The sequence below is a fragment of the Lysinibacillus sp. UBA5994 genome, assembly GCF_002429725.1.
Taxonomy (GTDB): domain Bacteria; phylum Bacillota; class Bacilli; order Bacillales_A; family Planococcaceae; genus Lysinibacillus; species Lysinibacillus capsici.
Map to the genome: position 1 here is coordinate 192,890 of NZ_DJAU01000026.1, position 22,261 is coordinate 215,150.

The window sequence follows — 22,261 nt, forward strand, 5'->3', positions numbered from 1 at the left end:
GTCTTCTACTATATATTCGATATGGAGAGGGGAAAATCATCTTTCACGAACAATATTAAATGGATTATTCTCTAAAACATGCTGTAGCTGCTCATCTTCAATATGTGTATAAATTTGCGTGGTTGCGACGCTAGAATGCCCTAAAATGTGCTGCAAACTACGGATATCTGCCCCTGCTTTATACATCATCGTTGCGGATGTATGGCGTAGCTTGTGTGGTGTAAGTCGTTCTTTTTGAAGACCTGACTGCTGATTAATGCGTTTAACGATTTTGGCAACGGTTTGACGTGTAAAGCGTGTTCCCTTCTGAGACACAAATAGGGGCTCCTCGCCTTCGCCTTTATAGGGTGTCTTCCCACTGTTTTCATAGTCAGCAAGTGCCTGCATACAGCTATCATTTAAATAGACGGTGCGCTCTTTGTTGCCCTTCCCAATTACGGTTAAATAACGTCCTTGAATGGATGTCTTATTAAGCTGACATAGCTCGGTGACACGTATTCCTAAATTTAAGAAAAACATCATCATGCAATAATTTCTCGGGGATGCCTGATTGCTTTTAATCCCATCTATAAATTGTGTAGCTTCTTGTAGGTTCATATAAATGGGTCGTTTTCTGCCTATCTTTGGTGTCTCTAATTCATCTGCAGGATTTTCCTCGATAAGTCGACGTTTGCCTTTTAAGTATTTAAAAAAGGATTTTAATGTGGCCACTTTTCGTGCTCGTGCAGCAGCTGAATTGCCTCGCTGTACTTCGCAATATTCCATGAATAAATAAAGATCCTCTAATGTCATTTCGCGTATTTCTTCTATTGTAATAGTGCCAATATCAATGGCGGATAAATTCTCTATATCCAAATCCTCCTGGACAGCTTTGTGGAAGCGGAAAAATAAGGTCAGGTCATATTCATATTCTTTTCTTGTGCGCTGAGACTTTCCTTTGATGGTTGTTAAATAGACAAGAAAATCCTTCATGAATTTTGGTTGTTTTGTTTTTTGCATGCTCATCACCTCTATTTGCTCTATTTTACCATGAAAAAACGTTCCCAAATATAAATTTGGGAACTTTATTGAAAAAAAATGCCCTTTTTCGCACGTCAGAACAAATGTTCTGTTCGAAGGTAATAAAAAAAACCCTTTTTAAAAAGAGGATTTTTGTTACAACTATTTTGTGACAGTTATAGGATTTTAGGCATAAAGTTCTCGGTAAATGAATATTAAAATCTAGTAGACTTTATTTGCTGTGTGAGACGCTTCGAAAAAACAATAGATGGGTAACTGTCCATGTCGATTCGTCTCACAACGCACATGGGATTATTTTACAAAAACTGAATAATTCCCATCCTCTTGTTTTGTTAGTGACCAGTTTGTCGATAACATTTGCTGAAGTCTTGTGACTGTTTCCTCATCACACGTTAAATGCTGGATACCTGTTTCTAATAGTTGGTAATCCTTCCCTTCTTCTAATTGAAAGCGTAGCTGCAATAAACGTTGGATGCCTGGTAATGTTACATACTTGATTCGATAATGGCCATGGTATGCATTTAAGAACTGTTGTTCCCCTTCCTGATATAGAGCCATTGTCTCGCTAAATTCATAGTTTGGCACTTGTTCTTGCCAAGCTGATACATCCCCCGAACGCAAAGCTCGTAAAATTTCCTCGTCTGATAAATTTAATTTGGATAGTTTATCTAATTCATACGCTTGCATTAAATTAATGATGGTCATGGTTGTTAGCTCCTTTTATGTATTTATTCACAGTGTAACATGTTTTCACTACTACTTGAATTCGGAGGCGTTCCATATGATGAATTTATATGATTCTAGTCTGTTTTTCGATGAAATGTTTGATGGCAATAAGCCAAAGCCTCATTATCGATCTTTTCATCATAAGCTAACCTTTTTTTCGCGGGAGCAACTTGAAGAAAAATACCGACAAGCGCAGGCGAGCTTTCTCAGACAAGGAATTACTTTTACGGTATATGGTGCACAAGATGGAACAGAACGTACCATGCCTTTTGATTGTGTCCCAATTATTATTCCTCAAACCAAATGGGCCATGATTGAAGCAGGTGTCAAGCAGCGCGTGGAGGCACTCAACAAATTTTTACAGGATGTTTATGGACAGCAAAAGATCTTTCAGGACGGTCTTATTCCGAGGCAGCTTGTTGAAAATAATCCTTATTTCAAACCAACCATGAGAGGATTTCAAGTACCAATTGCGAATCATATATTTTTAGCAGGGATTGATTTAATTCGGGATGAAAAAGGTGATTATCATGTACTCGAAGATAATTTACGCAACCCTTCCGGCATTTCCTATGTCTTTGAAAATCGGGATGTGATGAAGGAAGTATACCCTGAATTTTTCTCCAAGCATACGATTCGACCTCTTGATAAACAAATGGCTTATATGAAAAAAGCACTTCTTGCCCATCGTCCACCTTCCATGCAAGCAGAAAGAGAGCCTAAAGCTGTACTTCTAACAGCAGGCATGTACAATTCTGCTTATTACGATCATGTTTTTTTAGCCCAGCATTTAAACATCCAGCTCGTCGAGGGCCGTGATTTAGTTGTACAGGATTTGAAGGTCTATATGAAAACCATTTATGGCCTACAGCAAATCGATATTATTTATCGGCGGATTGATGATGACTTTCTAGATCCTACTGTCTTTCGTGAGGATTCTTTATTAGGTGTTCCACATTTAATGGCTGCTTATCAAGCAGGCCATGTATCCATCTTGAATGCCGTTGGGAATGGAGTGGCAGATGATAAAGCAATGTATGCCTATGTGCCTGAGATGATTCGCTATTATTTACAGGAAGAACCTATTCTACCGAATGTGAAAACCTATCATCTAGGAGATGACAGTCAGCGTGAATGGGTGCTAGAGCATATACACGAGCTCGTTATTAAAAACGTAGGAGCCTCTGGTGGCTATGACATGTTAATTGGTCCACATGCGAGTAAGGAAGAGATTGCTTTATTTAAGCAAAAAATTGTTGAACAGCCCTATCAATACATTGCACAACCAACGATTAAATTGTCCAGAGCACCTGCCTTCCAGAATGGGCGATTTTATCCTTGCCATGTTGATTTACGTGTCTATGTCATGAAAGGTGAGGATTGCTATGTGTTGCCTGGTGGTTTATCCAGAGTGGCACTACAAGAAGGGTCTCTTGTGGTGAATTCCTCTCAAGGGGGCGGTGCAAAGGATACGTGGATTTTAAAGGAGGAATTGCAGCATGCTAAGTCGAGTAGCCGACGCGTTGTACTGGATGGCACGTTATAGTGAACGTACACAAACAAATGCACATATATTACAGGTACAACTGTTGAATATGTTGGAGCAATCTGGGCAAGAACATGATTATATTGATCATTGGGAGGCTGTTTTAAATATCTGTGCCTCTAAGGAGGAGTATTTAGCAAATTACACAACGATTCGTGTTAACCCTTTGATTGATTATCTTCTGTTTTCTGAGAAAAATGGCAATGCCCTTCATGCCACATTGCGTGCTATTCGGGAAAATGCACGAGTTACACGTGATAGTATGCCAACGGAACTTTGGGAAATTCAAAATTCCTTTTATTTAACAAAGCAACAGTCCATACTAAAAAGAGAACGACCGATTCCACTCATTGCCCTTCAAGATTTTTTACAGGATGTACGAAAGACTTTATGGATGGAGACAGGGTTAATTGAGGGCTCGATGGATCGCGATCTTCCTTTCTATTTTATGCAGGTCGGCAAATGGCTTGAACGAGCAGAAAAAACCATTCGGATGATCGTGATAATCGTAGAACAACAGAAGCGAACAGGTACGTCACTGTTAGAGGATGATGGTACCTTTTTATTGGATCTTTCCGCAGCAAGAGAATCTTTCATGCGGAAGCATCGCCAGACCAATTTACTAACGGTCATTCGGTATTTAGTCCAAGATGCGCATTTCCCATGTTCTGTGATGTTCTGTGTAAAGAAAATAGAAGAAGCCATAACGGCTATTGAACATGATTCTTTATCCCCACGATTTTTAACGCTTCAGTCGGATATTAGTAGCCTGGTTCTTGCAATCGATCATATCGATTTTTGGCAAATGACTATTGAGGAAACCCTAAAAATGATGGAGGAAAGATTGTCTCAATGTATGGCTTTTAGTGATGCCTTTTCGACAATCTATCATTTATATGAACCCAGCGTACAACCTTGAAAGGAATTCAGCACAGCTCCCTTTCAACAGGCAAGTCAGTAAGCAGAAGGAAGCGGACACGATGAAATTTGAAATTCAGCATACAAATATTTTTCAATATGAGTCTGAAGTCGATCAAAGCTTGAATACTATTCGTTTAAAGCCGCGTAGCGATGAGCGTCAGCGATTATTATCTTATCGAATTGCCATTACGCCATCCTCCCTAACCCGTGAGCATACGGATATTTGGGGCAATACTGTTGGTTCCTTTTATATACCAGAGCAACATCAAATACTAGAAATTCATACATCTTCAATTGTAAGTATTCAGCGTGCACCATTTATTCATCGTATTCAATATTCGCCCGAAATGCAGACCATCTTTCACTCACAGCTATTCTATGAGCATTATTTACCGTATTTAAAAGCAACACATTTTACATTTATGACAGAGCAGCAATTAGAGGAAGTTTATCATGCGATCGGTCATGCTGAAAATCCTGTGCTCTTTTCGCTTAATTTAATGCAGTATTTATATTCTAGCTTTGAGTATGACCCGACAGTGACCGATGTAACTACAATAGCAAGTGAGGCATTTGCATTAAAACGGGGTGTTTGTCAGGATTTCACCCATGTCATGCTTGCTGTTTTACGGGCGAAAGAAATACCAGCTCGCTATGTCAGTGGCTATCTATATGTCGATGAAAACTCAGCCCTCATCGGAGATATCGCTACACATGCCTGGGTAGAAGTCATGATTCCAGGTATTGGCTGGATCGGTCTTGATCCCACAAATAATGTGGAAGTATTAGAAAACCATATTATTTTATGTATTGGACGCGATTATAGTGACATTAGCCCTGTGGAAGGGGTATATACAGGAGGTAAGCATGATTTAACAGTCAAAGTAAATGTCAAAGCATTGAATCATTTATAAAAGGCGTGCAGTAATGGTGATAAATCGCGATTACTGCACGCTTTTATTCTAGGCGCTGCTGTCTTTCTGTTAGCACCCATTTCCGTACATAGCCCATTTCTTGTTGAATGTGCTCCAGCGTTTTTTCCTGTTGAAACGCCCGTTGCATCACAGTATAACGCAAGTCAGTGGCTCTTACATTCTTCCCTATATCTTGTGACATCGTTTGAAAAATGCGTTCAACTGTTTTCGTAGTAATCGGCTTCGCTAAACTTGCCTCGCTTACCCAAACCCATTCCCCTACCTCTTGCTCATGTAAATTGGTATACTGTGCGAGCATGTCCATGAGGATCGGTGAACACTTTATTTCTCGACGTCCATTTCGGTTGGCTATAAAAAGAGTCGCTTTTTCTTCATTAAAGTGTGTCCATTTCATGCGAACGAGCTCGGCAGGCTTACAACCTGTTTCCATCAACACTTGAACGATACAGCCATTGCGTCTTGCCAGCCATGCATGCTCCTTTGTCTTAGCATATTGAAAATAGGTGGGCCATACGTTTGCAATTTGCATGATCTGCTTATTTGTCAGTGCTTGCAGTGCTTCTTTTTGTCTTTTTTTCGGCTGTAAAAGATGCTGATAATCAAAAGGCTCCACCCATTCTCGTAAAAAAATAAAGTCTACAAAGCCTCGTAATGTCGCTATTTTATGGTTAAAAGTATTGATATTACTGTAGGTTTCCTTTAAATACTCGCAGTAGAGCTGTAATAAACTTTTCAATTGATGATCTACATACAAGTAGTTTTGCTTATGGGCGAAAGTTAAAAATTGCTGCCCGTCCATATTGTATTGTTTTTTTGTAGCAGCACTTTTTTTCAAAGATTGTAGCAATAAATAGTAGCTATTCCATGCGTCCCTGAGTGTAATCAAATTGTCCCTCCTTGTCTACTTTGCGTAAGTTATTTATATTTTACTATATTTTGGGTGCGTAGGGTTCAACTGCATTTTAACATATTGTAATGTCGGATAATCTGTATTTCTATAACAGGAACCCGCTTCTACCATTCAAATGCCCTTTACGTAATGAAGAAACATATGTTCTTAAAGTAGTTTCTCATAATTTTTGCTTTCTTACAATAGTAAATTCCGCTCCCCTGTTGTAGTACAATAAATGCTTACTATTCCCTACATTCTTGTATAACAATGCAATTTTATGTGAAAATTCGTATCATTTCGTGTTTATGGTTAATTGTGTTATATAATAAAGATAGACACTAACATGTAGGAGGCTTTCCGATATGCAAGTAAAAACGACTCGACTGGAAGCAGAAGATGCGAAAATTATTTATCAAGAAACAGCTGGACTAGCGATTATTACGATTCATCGACCACAAGCAAAAAATGCATTAACCGCAAACATGTGGGATCAATTAGCCAAAATTGCCCTACAAGTATTAGATAATCCGAAAAATAAAGTACTAATTTTACGAGGCTCTGGCCAAAACTTTACAGCGGGCTCCGATATTAAAGAGTTCAATGCCATTTCTCTTGAACAAGCTGAAGAAGCCTTTGTACATATGGAAAAAACCATTTCTACCATTGAGCGCCTCCCGATTCCAACGATTGGCGTCATCAATGGGCCTGCGATGGGCGCTGGCTTGGAATTAGCCTTAGCCTGCGATATCCGCATTGGCTCTGAAAAGGCCAAGCTCGGCATTCCTGTCGGTAAATTAGGAATCACCTTAAATAACAAATTTGCACAGCGTTTAGTTCAGCTTGTTGGCCCTGCCACAACCAAGGATTTAGTCTTTACAGGACGAATGTTTAAAGCAGAGGAAGCCTTCAAGCTTGGAATGCTTAACTACCTAGTAGCTGAAAAAGATTTAAATAAATACATGATTCGAATGGGTAAGCTGGTTGCAGGAATGTCGCCTGAATCCTTACTTGCCGTGAAGCAATCTGTTCAAGAATGTCTCGATAGTGCGCCGACCTTATGGCAAGGCTCTTCACCATTTGTAGGCAGTGATTTCGCAGAGGGTTGTCGTGCCTTTGTGGAAAAACGCCAGCCACAGTTCACTCGCCAGCCTAAATAAAAAACAGGTACTCTTAACGCCAACGTGCGAGCGGAGTACCTGTTTTTTACGCTTTTTTCTTTTGCAAAGCCGTTTTTACATGTACATGAATAGCATCTAATTCATAGCCAAAATGTAGATAAAAATCTTGTTGCACAGCTTGTTGTAATTCCACTAAACGCGCTGCTAATGGATAATCGATCGGCAGCTTTACTTGAATAGTGAGGATAGCTTGAACCTGATCCCCTAGCACAAATTGTGCTTGCTCGACCTTTTGTACAATTGCCTGTTGGCTACAGCAGTATGTCAGTAGCTGTACATAAACATGCTTGCTGATTTCTATATATTCCCGCTGAAAATCAGGACGTACAATCGTCGTTTCCCCGATTTTTTCTCGTTTCGAAGAAAAAATCTCCATGCCCTTTTGCACCAATCGTTTAAAGAAATTCTGCTCCACTTGTCTATATGGAATCGGCATAACATGCTTGCCCTGTGTTTGACGGATAAAGCGTGCTTTTTGAATTTCTTTCAATGAACGGACATCTTCTACATTATAATAGTGTTCAATCGGACCCAGCTCTAGCTGCTTGGCAATACTATTCGTCATTTTAGTTGATGTACCTATCAGTAAAATAGATTGTACCTGATGATGAGCTAGCGCCTTTTGGACAGCCTCACGATGAGCTGGATCTGTAAAAATGGCACGTCGTACAGCAGTAATTGTATTCTTTTCGAATTTAGCAGAAAGACCTGCCACTCTGACGCCATTCACAATGAGTAATCCATCATCAACAATGGCCTCCACCCCTAATTTATGGGCAAAGGCCAGCGCACTTGTACTTTTGCCTGTGCCGCTTGGTCCACTTAATGAATAAACCTTCAATGCCCTCTTCCCCCTTACAAAATCGTTTTCGCATCTGGTGGTAATGTACGTACATGCTTCAAATAGGCTGACATACGAGCATCATCCTCGTGAGGGTACGAGAACTGGAAGTGATGGGCAACCTCCTTTGCGATGCTTCGAAAGAGTGTACATGCCGCAAACAGGGCATTCCACATGTTAGCATAATCAGCGTCCGCATAGGTTTTTACGTACAATGCCCAATAATTAGCTGGCACATAGTTTTTTAAATACTTTCCCATTTTGCCTGTAGATATCTGAAAATGATGATGCTGACCAATCCACCAATTAAGCATTTGATGTAAGGACTGCCTTGTCGTTTCCTCAAACATTTGCTTGGCATATGGGAGTTCGTCTCGCCAAATGCCCTTGGCTATATTTTGTAAGCACCACCAAAAATCATTGGTACAGCTGGCAAATTGCCCCACAGTCGGTGGACTAATATGATAGCCACAATCTGAAGATGGAGAGATAGATGGCAAAAGCTGATCCTTATCGAGTAAAGGGACTGTCAGCTTGTCTTGTCCATATTCATCCAGCATAGCTTGTGTCGATAATAAGCGAAGGTCAATGCGATGCCCATCCTTTAATAACATTAAATATGTATAGCTATAAGAAAAGTCTTTGTCCAAGCCAAGCCCCTTATCCAATCGATCAGGCTCCTGCACCATCAGCTGCTCACCAAATACTTGAATCCATTTATCATCTTGTAAGAAAGAGGCTGTATCTGTTACGACATACACAACATCAAAATCCTGAAACATATCCCTTGGTACATTCGGATTTGCTCTTGAGCCATTTAGGTAAACAGCACGAATTCTAGTGTCCTGTTGTGCAGTGGCTAGGATTAAATCATACATTTCTTGCTCTGTTCTCATAAGACTCACCCCACCTGAAAAGCTTTATACTCAGTATAATACACTTTCCTCTTTGAAGGAATTTATAGTAGCTTCTCCCAATGGCAGAAAATCTTTTTTCGCTAGTCTATGCACACATCCTCTCCATTATATAAATATTTTCTTTTTTCAGAATATCTGTCCCTTTCTGCGCTTCAGTATGATAAAATGTGAACTACTATTCTGTTATACAACTACAAGGAGTGTACTAGTCTTGAAAATCGTACCATCTAAAAAAATGTCTTTATTTACACCAGCAATTTTCGGAGATTTGAAAAATTTTGCTCGAGAGCAGCAAGCAAAGGGCATGACCTTAATTGACTTAAGCTTAGGCAGCCCTGATCTTCCTCCGCATGCCAAAATACGTGAGCATCTTTCCTATCGTGCAGGTTTAGCCGAGTCTTATGGCTATACACTGACTGGCACACAGCGTTTTTATGACGCGGTGAGTCGCTACTATAAGCGTCGTAGTAATGTTGATCTAGATCCCGCGACAGAAATTATTCAAACAATTGGTTCGCAAGAAGGCTTAGTGCATTTACCAATTGCCTTTTGTGATCCAGGAGACATCGTCTTATCCACAAACCCAGCTTATGTAGCGTATGACGCAGGGATTCACTTAGCTGGCGCAACACCTTATTACATGCCTCAAACAGCCGACAACGATTATTTACCTGATTTAGACGCTGTACCAGAAGAAATTGCACAGAAAGCAAAGTTATTGATTTTAAACTTACCAGGAAATCCTGTACCAGCGATGCCGTCATTAGCATACTTTGAAAAAGTCATCGCCTTTGCTAAAAAGTATAATATCATCGTCCTCCATGATGCTGCCTATTCAGAGTTCTATTTTACGGGAGATGGCCCTATTAGCTTCCTAGCTGCACCAGGAGCAAAAGAGGTCGGTATGGAGATTAACTCCCTCTCTAAAAGCTTTAGCCTTGCTGGAACACGTATTGCCTATATCGCAGGAAATGCAGAAATGATCGCTGTTATTAAGCAATTAAAATCAAATTTAGATTTTGGTATTTTCGAGCCTATCCAGGATGCGGCTGTCGTAGCACTGGATAACGCAGAGGAAATTACGGAAAGCTTACGTGCTACTTTCTCAGAGCGCCATAAAACGCTGATGAATGGCTTACAAGCTTTAGGCTGGGAAGCCGCACCCTCTGATGGTGGAATGTTCGTATGGGCTAAATATCCCTATGCTATCGATTGCACAGAATTAGCCTTTCAATTGATTGAACAAGTAGGCGTTGTCACAGTTCCAGGAACCGTATTTGGTACAGCTGGACAAGGCTATTTACGTTTAGCATTAGTTCAACCAAAGGAACTTCTGCAAGAAGCCGTGGATCGCTTAGCAAAAGTACAATTATTAGCAAAGCAATAATTAGTCAATGTAAAAACCCTTCTAACATTTTGTTGGAAGGGTTTTTCTATGATGGTTAAATCCATACATCATTTTCAGCGGTAAGCTCTGATTGCTCCTCACCTGTATTCACGACACCCATTGGCTCTACAAGCAGAATTTTACACTCCGAAGCTGCAAAGGGTTTATGTTCCACATTGCGTGGGACAACAAACATCTCTCCTGCACGCAAGCTTACCTGGCCATCTCGGAATTCGATGATTAATTGCCCCTCAAGGACGATAAATACCTCATCCGTATCCTCATGCTTATGCCAAACAAAATCCCCCTGAACTTTGACGAGTTTGAATTGATAATCATTCATTTCAGCAATAACCTTTGGAGACCAATGCTCTTGAAATTTAGCCAGTTTCTCTTGAAAATTAATCGGTATGTATGCCATTTCCTTTTCCCCCTTGCTTTGACTCTACTACTAGAATAGCATAATGCCGTTTTCTACAGCAAAAACCAGCTACTGCGTTGCTAGCAGTAGCTGGTCGTTTATTAGATATCATATTTTTGATGAACGTCATCTTCGTAGCGATTATAGCGCTGCTTAAAGAGCTTGAATAAATGCGTGACAAGTACCTTAAAGATTGCATAGCCCGGAATCCCTAAAATAACGCCTGGGACACCAAATAACGAGCCTGCCGTTAATAGTACAAAGATAATCGTAATCGGGTGAATACTGAGTGATTTCCCCATAATTTGCGGTGAAATGAACTTTCCTTCGATTAACTGAACGATTGTCCATACAATTGCCAGCTTAATCAGCATCAATGGGGATGTAACAAGAGCGATAATGACTGCTGGTGTGATCGCAATAACGGGTCCTAAATAGGGCACCACACTTGTAATCATGGCAAGGAAGCCGAGCAATAAAGCATACTTCATGCCAATAATTAAGAAGCCAATCGTTACCATTGCCCCAATACACATGGATACTAAAATCTGTCCCTGTATGTACGAACTAATTTGCTTGTCCATGTCATGGAAAATGTCAGTTACCTCTTTACGCATACGTGGTGGGCACACTTTCAGCATAAATTTCGGTAATTTTTCGCCCTCTTTTAGTAAATAAAACAGGATGAATGGCACCGTTACAAGTGATAGCACAATACCTGTTAACGTTGAAAGGAAGCCGGTAATACCAGATGCCACACCCTGTGCTACATTGGTCGCCATATCCTTCACTGTTTTTACCATATCCGTTGTGAAGTTATTCAAAACTTCATCAAAATTAAAACTAATTTTATCTAAGTACTCATTAAAACGTGAATGATTTAGGAATTCTACAATGTTTTGTGTAAATGCCATGAAGTACTCTGGGAATTCCTGTGCTAAATTCGTGAACTGATCGCGTAAAAACGGATAGACTAGCACCACAAGTAACGTAATGACACCAATGACCGCAATATAGAGGATTAAAATACCCCATATTCTTGGAATGCGCCATCGTACTAGAATCGCCAGCAATGGGCGTAATAAATAGTAACCAATGACGGCTAGTACCCCTGGTAAAATGACTACTTCAAATAAAACTTGTAGCGGGGTAAAGATAAAGGAAACTTGATTAAACATAAAAATAACACATGCCACCAGTAATAAAATTACCAGTGTAAATAATAGGTTTCTACCACCTAAAAAACGAATAAACTTGGTTGCTAACAGGCTTGAACGCTCTTTTGGTCTCTCTTTTTCCATATATCCACCCCAATCCAAATGCTCTACCTTTATATTACAGGATAATGCTGGTTTTTGCGAAACATCACTCTAGTGAAATACCTAAAAAATCACTTAAAAAGGCTTTGTTTTGCTCCACATCGATGACAATTGAATCGCCCGCATGGCTAAAGTTTTGGAATTGATAGCTACCCTCGATAGGGATGGTTGCTTTCTCAATGTTTACCTTGCCCTTTGATAGCAATTTAAGTACTTGCTGCATTTCCTCAGTAGATGAATAATCTGTTGTGATATAGCCCTGTGCCGCACCAACAAATTTTGGTAAATGCAACATATTCGTAGGCGTTAATAACTCTGTTTTTAATGCCTCAATCACTTTTTGCTGACGTGCAACACGCCCAAAATCTCCTTCTGCATCATGACGGAAACGCGCATAACCTAGTAACTCCTGTCCATTTAAACGATGAACACCTTGCTTTAACTCTACCCCAATATTTTCAGACATGTCCTTTTCAACATCCATTTCCACACCATTTGGCGCTAAAATATCCACTAAGGATTCAAAGTTTTTAAAATCAATTAGTGCATAGTGATGAATCGGTAGGCCAAACATATTTGTCAATGTATCCTTTAATAGCTGAACACCGTCTAGGTAGTAAGCTGTATTAAGCTTATAGGATTGATAGCCTGGAATATCCGCGTAAATATCGCGCATAAAGGATACGAGTTTAATGTCGTTGTTTGCTTTATTCCAGGATAATACCATCATTGTATCAGTCCGTGATTTTTCCTCTCCACGTGTATCGACCCCTAAAATCAAATAGTTTTCGATATCCCCTTTGATGCTATCACCCGTAAAATCCTCCTGTGCAACTTTGGTGTCGTTGGCTAATTCAAGTCCGCTGCGATATTGCATGACCGAATAGCCCACAATCACAATAATACACAATAGTAATAGTGTAAAAAATGCTCTCCCTTTACGTAATCGACGCTTTTTAGGACGTTGGGAGCGTCTCGTATAATCTTGCTCTTCCATAACAACTAACTCCTCTATTTTGATATAGTTAATGTAACGATTGATTAGCTAGAAAGTTTCATTATAAAAAGGATCTATTCCATGTTTTTCTATCTAAACGTTATTTTACACCCATTTGCACAGTTTGGCGTAAAACAATGCTATAATATTTTCACAAAAGAAAGGATGATTCAAATGATAGAAAAAGCGACATTTGCTGGCGGCTGTTTTTGGTGTATGGTCAAGCCATTTGTCGAGTGGGACGGTATACATAAAGTCACTTCAGGCTATATGGGTGGCCACTTAGAAAACCCAACCTATGAAGATGTCAAAAAAGGAACGTCAGGTCATTTAGAAGTAGTCGAAATCGAATTCGACCCTGCTATTTTTAGTTATGAGCAGCTCCTTGATATTTATTGGATGCAAATTGACCCGACGGATGCGTATGGACAGTTCCATGACCGTGGTGAATCCTATACTACAGCAATCTTTACCTATACAGATGAGCAAAAGCAAATCGCAGAGGCATCGAAAGAAAAGCTTGCCAATAGCGGACGCTTTGATAAACCTATTGTAACCAAAATTCGCGATGCTGAACGCTTTTATCCAGCAGAGGATTATCACCAGGATTATTATAAAAAAGAGACAGCACACTATCAGCAAGACCGTGCCGTTTCTGGGCGTGATACGTTCATTGCGAAGCATTGGGAAAAATAATATAAAAGAGGTGTCTCCAGCTTGTGGGACACCTCTCTTTTATACAATAGCAACAAATTTATTAAACAGAGGCTTCCAAAAACGATTGTAGTGCGTCAAAGAAGCGTTGACCATACTTCTCATATTTTACTTCGCCTATACCACTCACCTGTCGTAAATCCTCCAGTACAGTTGGTCTCTTATCACATAATTCACGTAACGTTTTATCAGAAAATACAACAAATGGTGGGACCTTTTCTTCGTCGGCAATCTCTTTGCGTAATACCCGTAAGTGTTCAAATAATGGATCATTATCCACCAGCTTCTTCACTGTGACAGCTTCCTTACGCATGACCTGTCGATTGCCAAGCAGCACTTCCTTGCCTTCAGCAGATACATAAATTGTAGGGAATGTACCGTGCTTCACGGCCAGCAAGCCCTCTGCAATTAAAAATTCGATAAAGTTGGAGACATCCTTTGAGGTATATTGTCCTTTTAAAATGCCATAGGTCGATAAACGGGCAAAGCCAAATTCAGCGATCTTTTGATTTTTAGAGCCAATTAGCACCTGTGCCACCATGGTCTTCCCGAATTTTTGTCCCATACGCACAACACAGGCCAGCACCTTTTGCGCATCCTCTGTCACATCTGTCACTGCTCGCCCGTCAATACAGTTACTACAACGCCCACATGGCTCCTCCTCAACTTCTCCAAAATACGCTAAAATCGCATTCTGTAGGCAGCCCTCAGTATGGCAATAATCGACCATTGTTTGTAGTTTAGCTAGCTCCTGTGTAATACGAGCCTCATCCTGTGACTGTTCGATAAGAAAACGCTGTGTTTGAACGTCCCCTGAAGCATACAATAAAATACAAGCACTTGGCAGACCATCTCGGCCAGCACGGCCCGCTTCCTGGTAATAGCTCTCCATATTACGAGGCATTTGATAATGCAACACAAAGCGCACATTACTTTTATCAATACCCATACCAAAAGCATTCGTTGCCACCATGATACGTGCCTCATCTTTTAAAAACCGCTCCTGCTCAGCCATTCGTAAGTTCTCTGATAGACCTGCATGATATTTCGCAACGTCTTCACCAGAGCGACTCAGCACATCATAAATGGCATCCACAGCTTTTCGAGTAGCTGCATAAATGATGCCCACTTCCTGTTTATTTTGTTGTACATAATTTTTTACATAACGTTCTTTATTTTCACCAATTAACACCGAAAGTGCCAAATTCTCACGTGAAAAGCCTGTCATGACCGTTGCCTGCTCATCAATCGCTAACAATTGACGAATATCATCACAAACCGTTGGCGTTGCAGTAGCTGTCAGCGCTAAAACAGTGGGTTTTTGGGGCCATAGCGTAAAAAGCTTGTGGATCGAACGATAGCTTGGTCTAAAATCATGCCCCCATTGCGATATACAATGAGCCTCGTCAATCGCAAGTAATGGGACAGATAAATACGACAATGCTTGAAGAAACGTAGTACTTTCCAGTCGTTCAGGTGCAATATAGAGGAGCTTTAAATAACCCGCACTAGCAAGCTGCATGGTTTCATCCACTTCCTGTGCCGTCAGCGTACTATTAATATAGGCTGCTGGAATATTTGCTGTACGTAAAGCCTCCACCTGATCTTGCATCAGTGAAATCAGTGGCGAAATCACGATGGTTAACCCCTCAAGCATTAGCGCTGGAATTTGATAGCAAATGGATTTCCCTCCACCTGTTGGCATGACACAAAGACTTGACTGCCCTCGTAATGTTTGTTCAATAATCTGGGCTTGTCCTTGCCGAAAGGTATCATAGCCAAAATGATGCTGTAGCATTTGTCTAGCTTGCTCCATGCAAAATTCACTCCTTGTTTGTGAGACCAAGTAGCTTGTACTCGCCCTGTTCATTTTTTTCTAACTCATACAACATGTTGGAGTAGGCAAGTGCCTCCTGTCCAGCAGCATTCGTCAGGATATATTCCGTTTTAGCCTGTACGATAAGACGCTGTCCCTCTACACGAATTGCCTGAATATCCGTGTTTGAGAAATGAATTTTGGCTTGCTTGGAAGCATAATAGGCAACCATACTAGCCAAGGTTTCCTGTATAGCCTCTGTCCCGACAATCGGTTTCAAAACACTTGCATCCTGGGTTGTCACAGCCCCCTTTAAATACTTGTGAAACGTATCTAAAAATAGCATAATTTCATCGGTATTATACGCAAATATATTTTCTCCATATTGTTCGATTGCTTGCTGTACAGCTTCTTTATCCCCTTGTTCAATATAGGGGTATAAGTTTTTCGATTGGGAAAGTCGTACACTGGCTGTCATGCCCTCCTCAATCCATTCATCGATGGATGCTTGGAATTCCTTTATAGGCAATATGTATGGCTGCGACGCTCCTTGCTGTTGTCGATTAAAATATAATCCGACAATGGCTCCGTTTTCAGCCTCCATGACAGGGCTTCCTAAAGGTATCGATTGTTCCGCTTTTATATAATAAGCCGCTACTTTATCTTGGTATTTTTGAATCGTATAGGGTAAGCCATTCACATAAACAGCTAGCTGATTTAGCTCACCTTCATATAAATTAGGCACTTGCACATCCGCTTGATAGGTTACTCGTAGCAGGGCCATATTATAGGCTGTTGACATGACATGAATAGTCGCTGCTACCAGCTTGTCCTGACCAAATTGAACGAGGGCAGTTGGTTTGGAAGCCACTAGTGCGCCATTCGTTAAAATATACAGTTGATCATCCTGCTGCCTGATAATAATGCCTGCTCCAACACCATACTCTCCAATTACTTTGACCTCTGGGACAATTTTTTCCTGTTGCTTCGTCACAGCTCCCTCTGTTTCCACCTCTGCCTTTTTATTTTGAAACCATCCTGTCCCTATTTGACTGTCACAGCCTGCTACCAGAAAAGCTGCCGCTCCTAAAATGAGCACTTTTTTATACATACCTTCACCAAAACTTTCTATTCTACATTCTCTCTTCTCTATCATAATCAAGGACTAGTAATGTTTCAAGTTTACATAATATTATTATTGGAAAATTAATATTAGAAAAATGCAGCAACTTCCCTAAAGTCATTTCTTTCTACCCATTAATATTGATGGAAGACAAAATTTGCTGTGAGGATGGAAGGATATTATACCCTCAAAATAATTTTCACATAAAAAGACATGTGCAACCTGACACATGTCTCTTACAATCATTTTTTTCTTAATAGTCCTGTCGTTACTAGAATGCCGAGCATTAATAATACAAAGATCAGATACGTCCATGTATGGTTGCCCGTTAGGTCATAGCACACGCCTATTAGAATGGGGATAATGGCACTTACCATAAAGCCACCTGCCAGCACCATAGATGACCAACTAGTGGCCTCCTGATCATTTTTGGCTTCATCAAGAGGCAACAGTAGTCCTATTGGAAATAGCCCGCTTAGCACAATACCAATTAATAAAACAGCCAGCCATAGGTAAATACCCGCTGTCAGCCAGAGTAGCATAAATCCAATCACGCCGACAAAGCTAAACACTAGTAGCCAGGCCATTCGACTTGGCCATTTTTCCATGAGAATTGGTACCGCCATATTCCCTATCATTTGTACAATAGACATAATTGTTAGCATAGCACTGGATGCCTCTAATGACAGGCCTTTGTCCTGCAATAGCGGCGTAAGCCATGACATGATTGAGAAAAAGAGTGATGTTTGTAAACCAAAGTACAGTAAAATTACCCAGGCACGTCTAGATGTCCACGGATTACGGACTTCTTCTGACGTAGTTACTTGTTGGAGCTGCTCGTTGTGTTCGGATGGAATTGCCGCTAGCCAGATAACGAGAGCAACTATAGCAAGGATTGACCACATACCAAGGGCGATTGTCCAGCTATTACTAAAACTCTGATAAAAAGTCACGGTTAAGGCTGCACTTAAAGTAGCCCCTACGCCTATACCGAATGAATAGATACCGACTATTGTCGTAAAGCGTTCTGGAAACTTTTTCTTAATATAAGCATTTAGGATAGGACCAATCATTGCAATCGCTAAGCCTGCCGCAAAGCTTGTCACGATGAGCAAGAGATAGCTTGCTTGGAAAAAGCGTAGCCCATTCGCGACGACAAGGATGGCCACTAAAAGGGTGATAGCTGATTTCGTGCCCATTTTTCGCTGAAGCGGGACAGCCAAAGGTGCGAATAATCCCATACAAAAAACGGGGATAGCTGTGAGAAAGCTCATGCTTGTATTCGAGACTTGTAAGGATGTCATGAGGACATTAAAAAGCGGTCCTATTCCCGTGACAGCTGGCCTCATATTAAGAGCGACAAAAAATATACTAATGACCACGAAGGTGAGTGATAATGTCCAATGTTTTTTAGCCAATTGTTTGATCCCCTCTGTTATTACGCAGCCTTCATTTATGAAAAGCTTGCATGGATTCCTCTATCCTTTTATCATGTTTTACGATGGTTGGTCAATGATTGGACAGTTTACCTTTACATGGATAATGCTTCTTACATATTTTCAGGTGATTCGATACCTAATAAGGCTAATGACTCTTTTAAAACAATAGCAACACTCTGACATAATGCAAGACGGGATGCTTGCTGTTCATCTTCTACTAATATTTTGTACTGTGCATAATATTTATTAAATAAACGTGCCAGTTGTAAGGCATATTTCGCTATTTGGGACGGATCAGCCTGCTCAAAAGCCATAGCTACCGTTTTAGGAAACTGTTCTAGTAATAAAATAATCGGCCAAGCCTGCTCTCCTAAAGATTTGAATAGCATATCTTGAGTCGGAGCTTTCTTTTTATCTAAAATAGAGCAAATACGTGCATATGTATACTGTACATATGGCCCTGTTTCGCCTTCAAAATTCATCATTTGCTCGATTGAAAATTCAATATCGTTGAGACGATGGGATTTTAAATCATTAAAAATTACCGCTCCAACCCCCACTTGCTTTGCGACTTGCTCTTTGTTAGGTAGAGAAGGGTTTTTCTGCTCCATATTACGCTGTGCCGTCGTTATAGCTTCTGCTAGTACATCAGCTAATAACACCACTTTACCTTTACGAGTCGACATTTTTTTGCCATCCTTCAGCATCATGCCAAATGACACATGTTGCAGATTCTTTGCCCAAGGATAGCCCATTTTTTCGATGACCTGAAAAAGTTGTTTAAAGTGGAGGGACTGCTCATTGCCAACAACGTAGAACATCTTTTGGGGCTGGTAGTGCTGTTGGCGATACAGGGCTGCTGCTAAATCACGCGTCGCATAAAGCGTGGCTCCATCCGTTTTCGTTATTAAACATGGAGGCATCTCCTCCATCTCCACAACATACGCACCTTCTGATTCCACAAGGAGCCCTTTTTCTTTTAATTCTGTTACAACGGACGGCATTTTGTCATTGTAAAAGGCTTCACCTATAAAGGCATCAAAATGAATTCCTAATAGCTCATATATTGTTTGAAATTCTATGAATGACACATCTCGGAACCATTGCCATAATGCCTGCGCCTCTTCATTACCGTCCTCCAATGCTTTAAAGGCGGCACGAGCCTGTTCATTGAGCGTTGGGTCTTGCTCGGCCTCTTCATGAAACTTCACATAAATCTTTAATAACTCCTCTATCGGGGAAGCCGAAATAGCTTGTTTATCACCCCAAAGCTGATAAGCAACAATAAGCTTGCCAAATTGTGTACCCCAGTCCCCTAAATGATTGATACGAATGGCTTGATAGCCATTTTTTTCTGCAATATTTGCTAAGGCATTACCGATGACCGTTGAACGTAAATGTCCCATCGAGAAAGGCTTGGCGATATTAGGAGAGGAAAAATCCAAGACGACCGTTCCCATCTTTGTTGGCGTAGTACCATATTGTTGCTTGTCGCGCAGAATCTTGCGTAACACCTGTTGCGTCACCTTTTGTTGATCAAGAAAAATATTGACATAGCCACCAACAGCTTGCACACGCTCGATACTGTCATGATTTAATTGACTTGCTATCTGTGCTGCGATACTTTGCGGTGATTTTTTCAACACTTTTGCTAGAGTAAAGCATGGAAAGGCTACGTCCCCTAGCTCCAAGCTTTTGGGTTTTTCTAATAATGACAATATGTCCTCTCCTATTATTTGCTGCTTTAATGCGACTGCTATACTGTCGGCGATTTGTTGATTCATTTTGCTCCTCCTCCTGTTCAAATAAAAAAGCCCTCGCCTCTATAATTAGAGACGAGAGCATGATAATCCCGTGGTACCACTCTAGTTGCCATGTCACATGACCACTTTCCGTTGTTAACGAGGTGACGCCCCGCTATTCTCTACTATTTGTTCGAGAATCTTCTCCAAAGTGCGCTTCATTCATGGTTCCTGCATTAGGCTCCCACCATCCCTAACTCGCTAGCCAGTCATTCCATCAATTACTCTCTTTTTCATCGAATTTTTTTATGATTTTGACATATATTACAGGACTTTCTAATTGGCGTCAACCCTTTTTTACGTTGCCGTTTCAGCAAAAAACGCTCCTCACAAGGAGGAACGTTTTTTTTCTACATAATGAATCACATCAGCCATAATCGCATACATCTCTTTTAATTTTAATTTCTTATTATCAGAGACTTTCTTCGCTACTTTCTCCGTGACAATTCCTTTTTCTACCAATGTATCCCAGCTAGTCGCATTGGATTCACCGATGAGGACGTCAGCCAAATATTGAGCTAACTCATCTCGCTCAATAGCTTCATCGCCTTGATTATAAACTTTATTGATGACAATTTCGAGCTGGTCCTTCATTCCTGCTGCACTTTCTCCACCAGCACGTAGCATGCTCTCTTTTAACATTTTAGCAAACTTTATTTTCGTCGCCTTACTGTCTACTTTTAGGTCATTATCATAGCCGCCCACAACAAGGCCGTAATTAATGAGGGTTTGAATGGCTTCATCATACCATTCTCCTTGATATGGATACTCAATTGAAAATGAATCAACATAGGCACCTTGTTTAGCTAATTGCTTTCGTAATGTAGCGATTAATGATTTATCCTTACTCATGTCTCTAAAGGTTACATCGTGCTTCTGTGCAAGAGCAGCCGCAGTCCCAGCCGCTTCACCTGTCACCATCCCTGTTGGAACAATACGTGCACTACCAGCTGCAAGTGATGAATAACCAGCAGAGCGTCCGACAACCAGTAAGCCATCAATATCCTTCGGTACTAAAGACCGGAAAGGAATAGCATATTGCTTTGGTGCAGCGATCACATAGCCATAATCATGAGGCGTTTGCGCTTGCACATCGACTGGATAAGAAGCAATGCCAATGCTATCCCACTGATCACTATTTTTCCACAGGTCTGCCATTGGTAATTGATACTCTGCCCAAATATGTCTCGTTTCTCGGACGTAGAGTTCTTCTGGATAGCTGACAATTTCAGCCTTTTCAAACCCTGGGAAGTTTGTTTGTAAATATTTTAGAATGTGTAACGTTTCTTTCTTCCCAGCGACAATCGCCGCTTGTTTTGAGGATTCATTCAAGCCATCAATACCAAAAATCTGTAAGGCATTGATGAAATATTCATCATCTACACGAGCTAAGTTTAACCCTCGTAATCTTGTACCCTCTTGTAATGGCTTGTATTCATCATGTAGCTTTGTAAAGCCCCACATCACCGTATGATTTAAATTAGCACCGCCAAATACACCGGAATTAGCCGCTTTTTTGACTTCATCCCAATTGACATTTTTTAAATGTAGCATTAAAGTCACAGCCATACGCTTATCCTTTATGCCAATATCTTCTCCGCCCACAAAGAAAGGAACGCCCGACAAGGCAGCAAAATCAGCATCCTGTGTAGCATCTATGAATGATTTCCCCGTCACAACATATGTACCGTACTCATTTTTTAATTCCACAGACGTTAATTGTTGTTGTTTGACATTTGCTTTCACAACCTCGGTTTGCACGGATAACGTTAAGTTGGGCTCTTCATCGATTAGCTTTTTAAAGGCTGCCTTAGCACCTACAATGCCAAAAGCGTCATTCCCTCTAACAAGCTCATGCCATTCCTTAAATATTCCCTCACTAATCGAGTTGTTATGGCCATCACGAGGAATGTCGAGGAAATTCAGCATACCATATGTAAATAATCCACCTAACTCTTGTCGTTTTTCGACCAGCAATGTTTTCGCACCATTTCGAGCAGCAGCCACAGCCGCAGCCACTCCCTCTGGCTCACCACCGATGACAATAACATCATATTCTTCCTCTATATGTTCAATTGGTTCTGGCTTTTTATACTCATCTACTAATTTATTGTATGCCATAGAGTTTGTTATTTCTTTAATAAAATAGTAGCTACCAAACCCAACTAAAACTACTATTACACAAGTGGCTGTCCATAATAAGCCCTTACCCATAATATACCTCCAATTGTTAAAATTTCCATCGATGTGTTTATTTAATCATCATT

General features: G+C 40.6%; 19 protein-coding genes and 1 other annotated feature. Of the genes, 6 read left to right on the top strand and 13 right to left on the bottom strand.

Going from position 1 to position 22,261, the window contains the following annotated elements:
• Positions 1-36: 36 nt before the first annotated feature.
• Together B3D98_RS09045 and B3D98_RS09050 are read right to left on the bottom strand one after the other, a co-directional pair.
• Positions 37-999, bottom strand: coding sequence for a tyrosine recombinase XerC (locus B3D98_RS09045; RefSeq protein ID WP_054550128.1), 963 nt, complete (start codon positions 997-999; stop codon positions 37-39).
• A 312-nt stretch (positions 1,000-1,311) separates the two neighbouring features.
• A complete protein-coding gene (locus tag B3D98_RS09050; protein WP_103118120.1) occupies positions 1,312-1,725 on the bottom strand; it encodes a hypothetical protein in 414 nt (137 codons plus the stop codon).
• A 76-nt stretch (positions 1,726-1,801) separates the two neighbouring features.
• Here B3D98_RS09050 and B3D98_RS09055 point away from each other — a divergent pair, with 76 nt between their 5' ends.
• From B3D98_RS09055 to B3D98_RS09065, 3 genes are all read left to right on the top strand, one after another.
• Positions 1,802-3,292: a circularly permuted type 2 ATP-grasp protein gene (locus tag B3D98_RS09055; protein ID WP_288582516.1), complete on the top strand. Its 1,491-nt coding sequence runs from the start codon at positions 1,802-1,804 to the stop codon at positions 3,290-3,292.
• Positions 3,246-4,211: an alpha-E domain-containing protein gene (locus B3D98_RS09060; RefSeq protein WP_279495015.1), complete on the top strand. Its 966-nt coding sequence runs from the start codon at positions 3,246-3,248 to the stop codon at positions 4,209-4,211. Before B3D98_RS09055 ends, B3D98_RS09060 begins: the two co-directional genes overlap by 47 nt.
• A 61-nt stretch (positions 4,212-4,272) precedes the next feature.
• Positions 4,273-5,127, top strand: coding sequence for a transglutaminase family protein (locus tag B3D98_RS09065; RefSeq protein ID WP_288582518.1), 855 nt, complete (start codon positions 4,273-4,275; stop codon positions 5,125-5,127).
• 43 nt (positions 5,128-5,170) lie between these two features.
• On the opposite strand, the gene B3D98_RS09070 is transcribed toward B3D98_RS09065, so the two are convergent.
• Positions 5,171-6,034 carry a tyrosine-type recombinase/integrase gene (locus B3D98_RS09070; RefSeq protein ID WP_288582520.1) on the bottom strand — a complete coding sequence of 288 codons (864 nt, stop codon included), beginning with the start codon at positions 6,032-6,034 and terminating at the stop codon, positions 5,171-5,173.
• A 368-nt stretch (positions 6,035-6,402) separates the two neighbouring features.
• Between B3D98_RS09070 and B3D98_RS09075 the strand changes: the two genes are divergently transcribed.
• Entirely contained in the window at positions 6,403-7,197 is a 795-nt protein-coding gene (locus B3D98_RS09075; RefSeq protein WP_048392847.1) for an enoyl-CoA hydratase/isomerase family protein, read from the top strand.
• A gap of 46 nt (positions 7,198-7,243) precedes the next feature.
• Here the strand turns inward: B3D98_RS09075 and B3D98_RS09080 are convergent, their stop codons facing one another.
• Positions 7,244-8,059 (bottom strand): ATP-binding protein, encoded by an 816-nt coding sequence (locus B3D98_RS09080; protein ID WP_103118118.1) that lies wholly within the window; start codon positions 8,057-8,059, stop codon positions 7,244-7,246.
• A 14-nt stretch (positions 8,060-8,073) separates the two neighbouring features.
• On the bottom strand, positions 8,074-8,955 hold the full coding sequence (locus tag B3D98_RS09085; protein ID WP_288582526.1) for an aminoglycoside 6-adenylyltransferase: 882 nt from the start codon (positions 8,953-8,955) through the stop codon (positions 8,074-8,076).
• 232 nt (positions 8,956-9,187) lie between these two features.
• Here B3D98_RS09085 and B3D98_RS09090 point away from each other — a divergent pair, with 232 nt between their 5' ends.
• Positions 9,188-10,363 carry an aminotransferase class I/II-fold pyridoxal phosphate-dependent enzyme gene (locus B3D98_RS09090; RefSeq protein WP_016992684.1) on the top strand — a complete coding sequence of 392 codons (1,176 nt, stop codon included), beginning with the start codon at positions 9,188-9,190 and terminating at the stop codon, positions 10,361-10,363.
• A 55-nt stretch (positions 10,364-10,418) separates the two neighbouring features.
• Here the strand turns inward: B3D98_RS09090 and B3D98_RS09095 are convergent, their stop codons facing one another.
• The 3 genes from B3D98_RS09095 to B3D98_RS09105 form a co-directional block, all read right to left on the bottom strand.
• Complete coding sequence (locus B3D98_RS09095; RefSeq protein WP_048392856.1) at positions 10,419-10,784, bottom strand: cupin domain-containing protein; 366 nt, start codon at positions 10,782-10,784, stop codon at positions 10,419-10,421.
• Between the two features lie 101 nt (positions 10,785-10,885).
• Positions 10,886-12,085, bottom strand: coding sequence for an AI-2E family transporter (locus tag B3D98_RS09100; RefSeq protein WP_048392857.1), 1,200 nt, complete (start codon positions 12,083-12,085; stop codon positions 10,886-10,888).
• 64 nt (positions 12,086-12,149) lie between these two features.
• Entirely contained in the window at positions 12,150-13,100 is a 951-nt protein-coding gene (locus B3D98_RS09105) for an LCP family protein (RefSeq protein WP_048392859.1), read from the bottom strand.
• 174 nt (positions 13,101-13,274) lie between these two features.
• Between B3D98_RS09105 and msrA the strand changes: the two genes are divergently transcribed.
• Positions 13,275-13,796, top strand: coding sequence for a peptide-methionine (S)-S-oxide reductase MsrA (gene msrA / locus B3D98_RS09110; RefSeq protein ID WP_081011039.1), 522 nt, complete (start codon positions 13,275-13,277; stop codon positions 13,794-13,796).
• A 61-nt stretch (positions 13,797-13,857) separates the two neighbouring features.
• Here msrA and recQ read toward each other — a convergent pair whose 3' ends face one another.
• The 5 genes from recQ to B3D98_RS09135 form a co-directional block, all read right to left on the bottom strand.
• Positions 13,858-15,630 carry a DNA helicase RecQ gene (recQ, locus tag B3D98_RS09115; protein WP_115673579.1) on the bottom strand — a complete coding sequence of 591 codons (1,773 nt, stop codon included), beginning with the start codon at positions 15,628-15,630 and terminating at the stop codon, positions 13,858-13,860.
• Positions 15,631-15,637: 7 nt separating this feature from the next.
• Positions 15,638-16,741 carry a TcaA NTF2-like domain-containing protein gene (locus B3D98_RS09120; RefSeq protein ID WP_288582535.1) on the bottom strand — a complete coding sequence of 368 codons (1,104 nt, stop codon included), beginning with the start codon at positions 16,739-16,741 and terminating at the stop codon, positions 15,638-15,640.
• A gap of 254 nt (positions 16,742-16,995) precedes the next feature.
• Positions 16,996-18,171 (bottom strand): CynX/NimT family MFS transporter, encoded by a 1,176-nt coding sequence (locus tag B3D98_RS09125; protein WP_288582537.1) that lies wholly within the window; start codon positions 18,169-18,171, stop codon positions 16,996-16,998.
• 131 nt (positions 18,172-18,302) lie between these two features.
• Positions 18,303-19,976 (bottom strand): arginine--tRNA ligase, encoded by a 1,674-nt coding sequence (argS, locus tag B3D98_RS09130; RefSeq protein WP_103118114.1) that lies wholly within the window; start codon positions 19,974-19,976, stop codon positions 18,303-18,305.
• A gap of 44 nt (positions 19,977-20,020) precedes the next feature.
• Positions 20,021-20,240: a binding site (T-box leader), on the bottom strand.
• Between the two features lie 81 nt (positions 20,241-20,321).
• Positions 20,322-22,208, bottom strand: a complete 1,887-nt coding sequence (locus tag B3D98_RS09135; RefSeq protein WP_288582540.1) for an FAD-dependent oxidoreductase — start codon at positions 22,206-22,208, stop codon at positions 20,322-20,324.
• Between the last annotated feature and the right edge of the window lie 53 nt (positions 22,209-22,261).

What these genes read in the sequence shown, in the direction of transcription:
- B3D98_RS09045 (WP_054550128.1), bottom strand. Translation starts at nt 999, where the DNA reads ATGCAAAAAACAAAACAACCAAAATTCATGAAGGATTTTCTTGTCTAT.
- B3D98_RS09050 (WP_103118120.1), bottom strand. Translation starts at nt 1,725, where the DNA reads ATGACCATCATTAATTTAATGCAAGCGTATGAATTAGATAAACTATCC.
- B3D98_RS09055 (WP_288582516.1), top strand. Translation starts at nt 1,802, where the DNA reads ATGATGAATTTATATGATTCTAGTCTGTTTTTCGATGAAATGTTTGAT.
- B3D98_RS09060 (WP_279495015.1), top strand. Translation starts at nt 3,246, where the DNA reads ATGCTAAGTCGAGTAGCCGACGCGTTGTACTGGATGGCACGTTATAGT.
- B3D98_RS09065 (WP_288582518.1), top strand. Translation starts at nt 4,273, where the DNA reads ATGAAATTTGAAATTCAGCATACAAATATTTTTCAATATGAGTCTGAA.
- B3D98_RS09075 (WP_048392847.1), top strand. Translation starts at nt 6,403, where the DNA reads ATGCAAGTAAAAACGACTCGACTGGAAGCAGAAGATGCGAAAATTATT.
- B3D98_RS09085 (WP_288582526.1), bottom strand. Translation starts at nt 8,955, where the DNA reads ATGAGAACAGAGCAAGAAATGTATGATTTAATCCTAGCCACTGCACAA.
- B3D98_RS09095 (WP_048392856.1), bottom strand. Translation starts at nt 10,784, where the DNA reads ATGGCATACATACCGATTAATTTTCAAGAGAAACTGGCTAAATTTCAA.
- B3D98_RS09100 (WP_048392857.1), bottom strand. Translation starts at nt 12,085, where the DNA reads ATGGAAAAAGAGAGACCAAAAGAGCGTTCAAGCCTGTTAGCAACCAAG.
- B3D98_RS09105 (WP_048392859.1), bottom strand. Translation starts at nt 13,100, where the DNA reads ATGGAAGAGCAAGATTATACGAGACGCTCCCAACGTCCTAAAAAGCGT.
- msrA (WP_081011039.1), top strand. Translation starts at nt 13,275, where the DNA reads ATGATAGAAAAAGCGACATTTGCTGGCGGCTGTTTTTGGTGTATGGTC.
- recQ (WP_115673579.1), bottom strand. Translation starts at nt 15,630, where the DNA reads ATGGAGCAAGCTAGACAAATGCTACAGCATCATTTTGGCTATGATACC.
- B3D98_RS09120 (WP_288582535.1), bottom strand. Translation starts at nt 16,741, where the DNA reads ATGTATAAAAAAGTGCTCATTTTAGGAGCGGCAGCTTTTCTGGTAGCA.
- argS (WP_103118114.1), bottom strand. Translation starts at nt 19,976, where the DNA reads ATGAATCAACAAATCGCCGACAGTATAGCAGTCGCATTAAAGCAGCAA.
- B3D98_RS09135 (WP_288582540.1), bottom strand. Translation starts at nt 22,208, where the DNA reads ATGGGTAAGGGCTTATTATGGACAGCCACTTGTGTAATAGTAGTTTTA.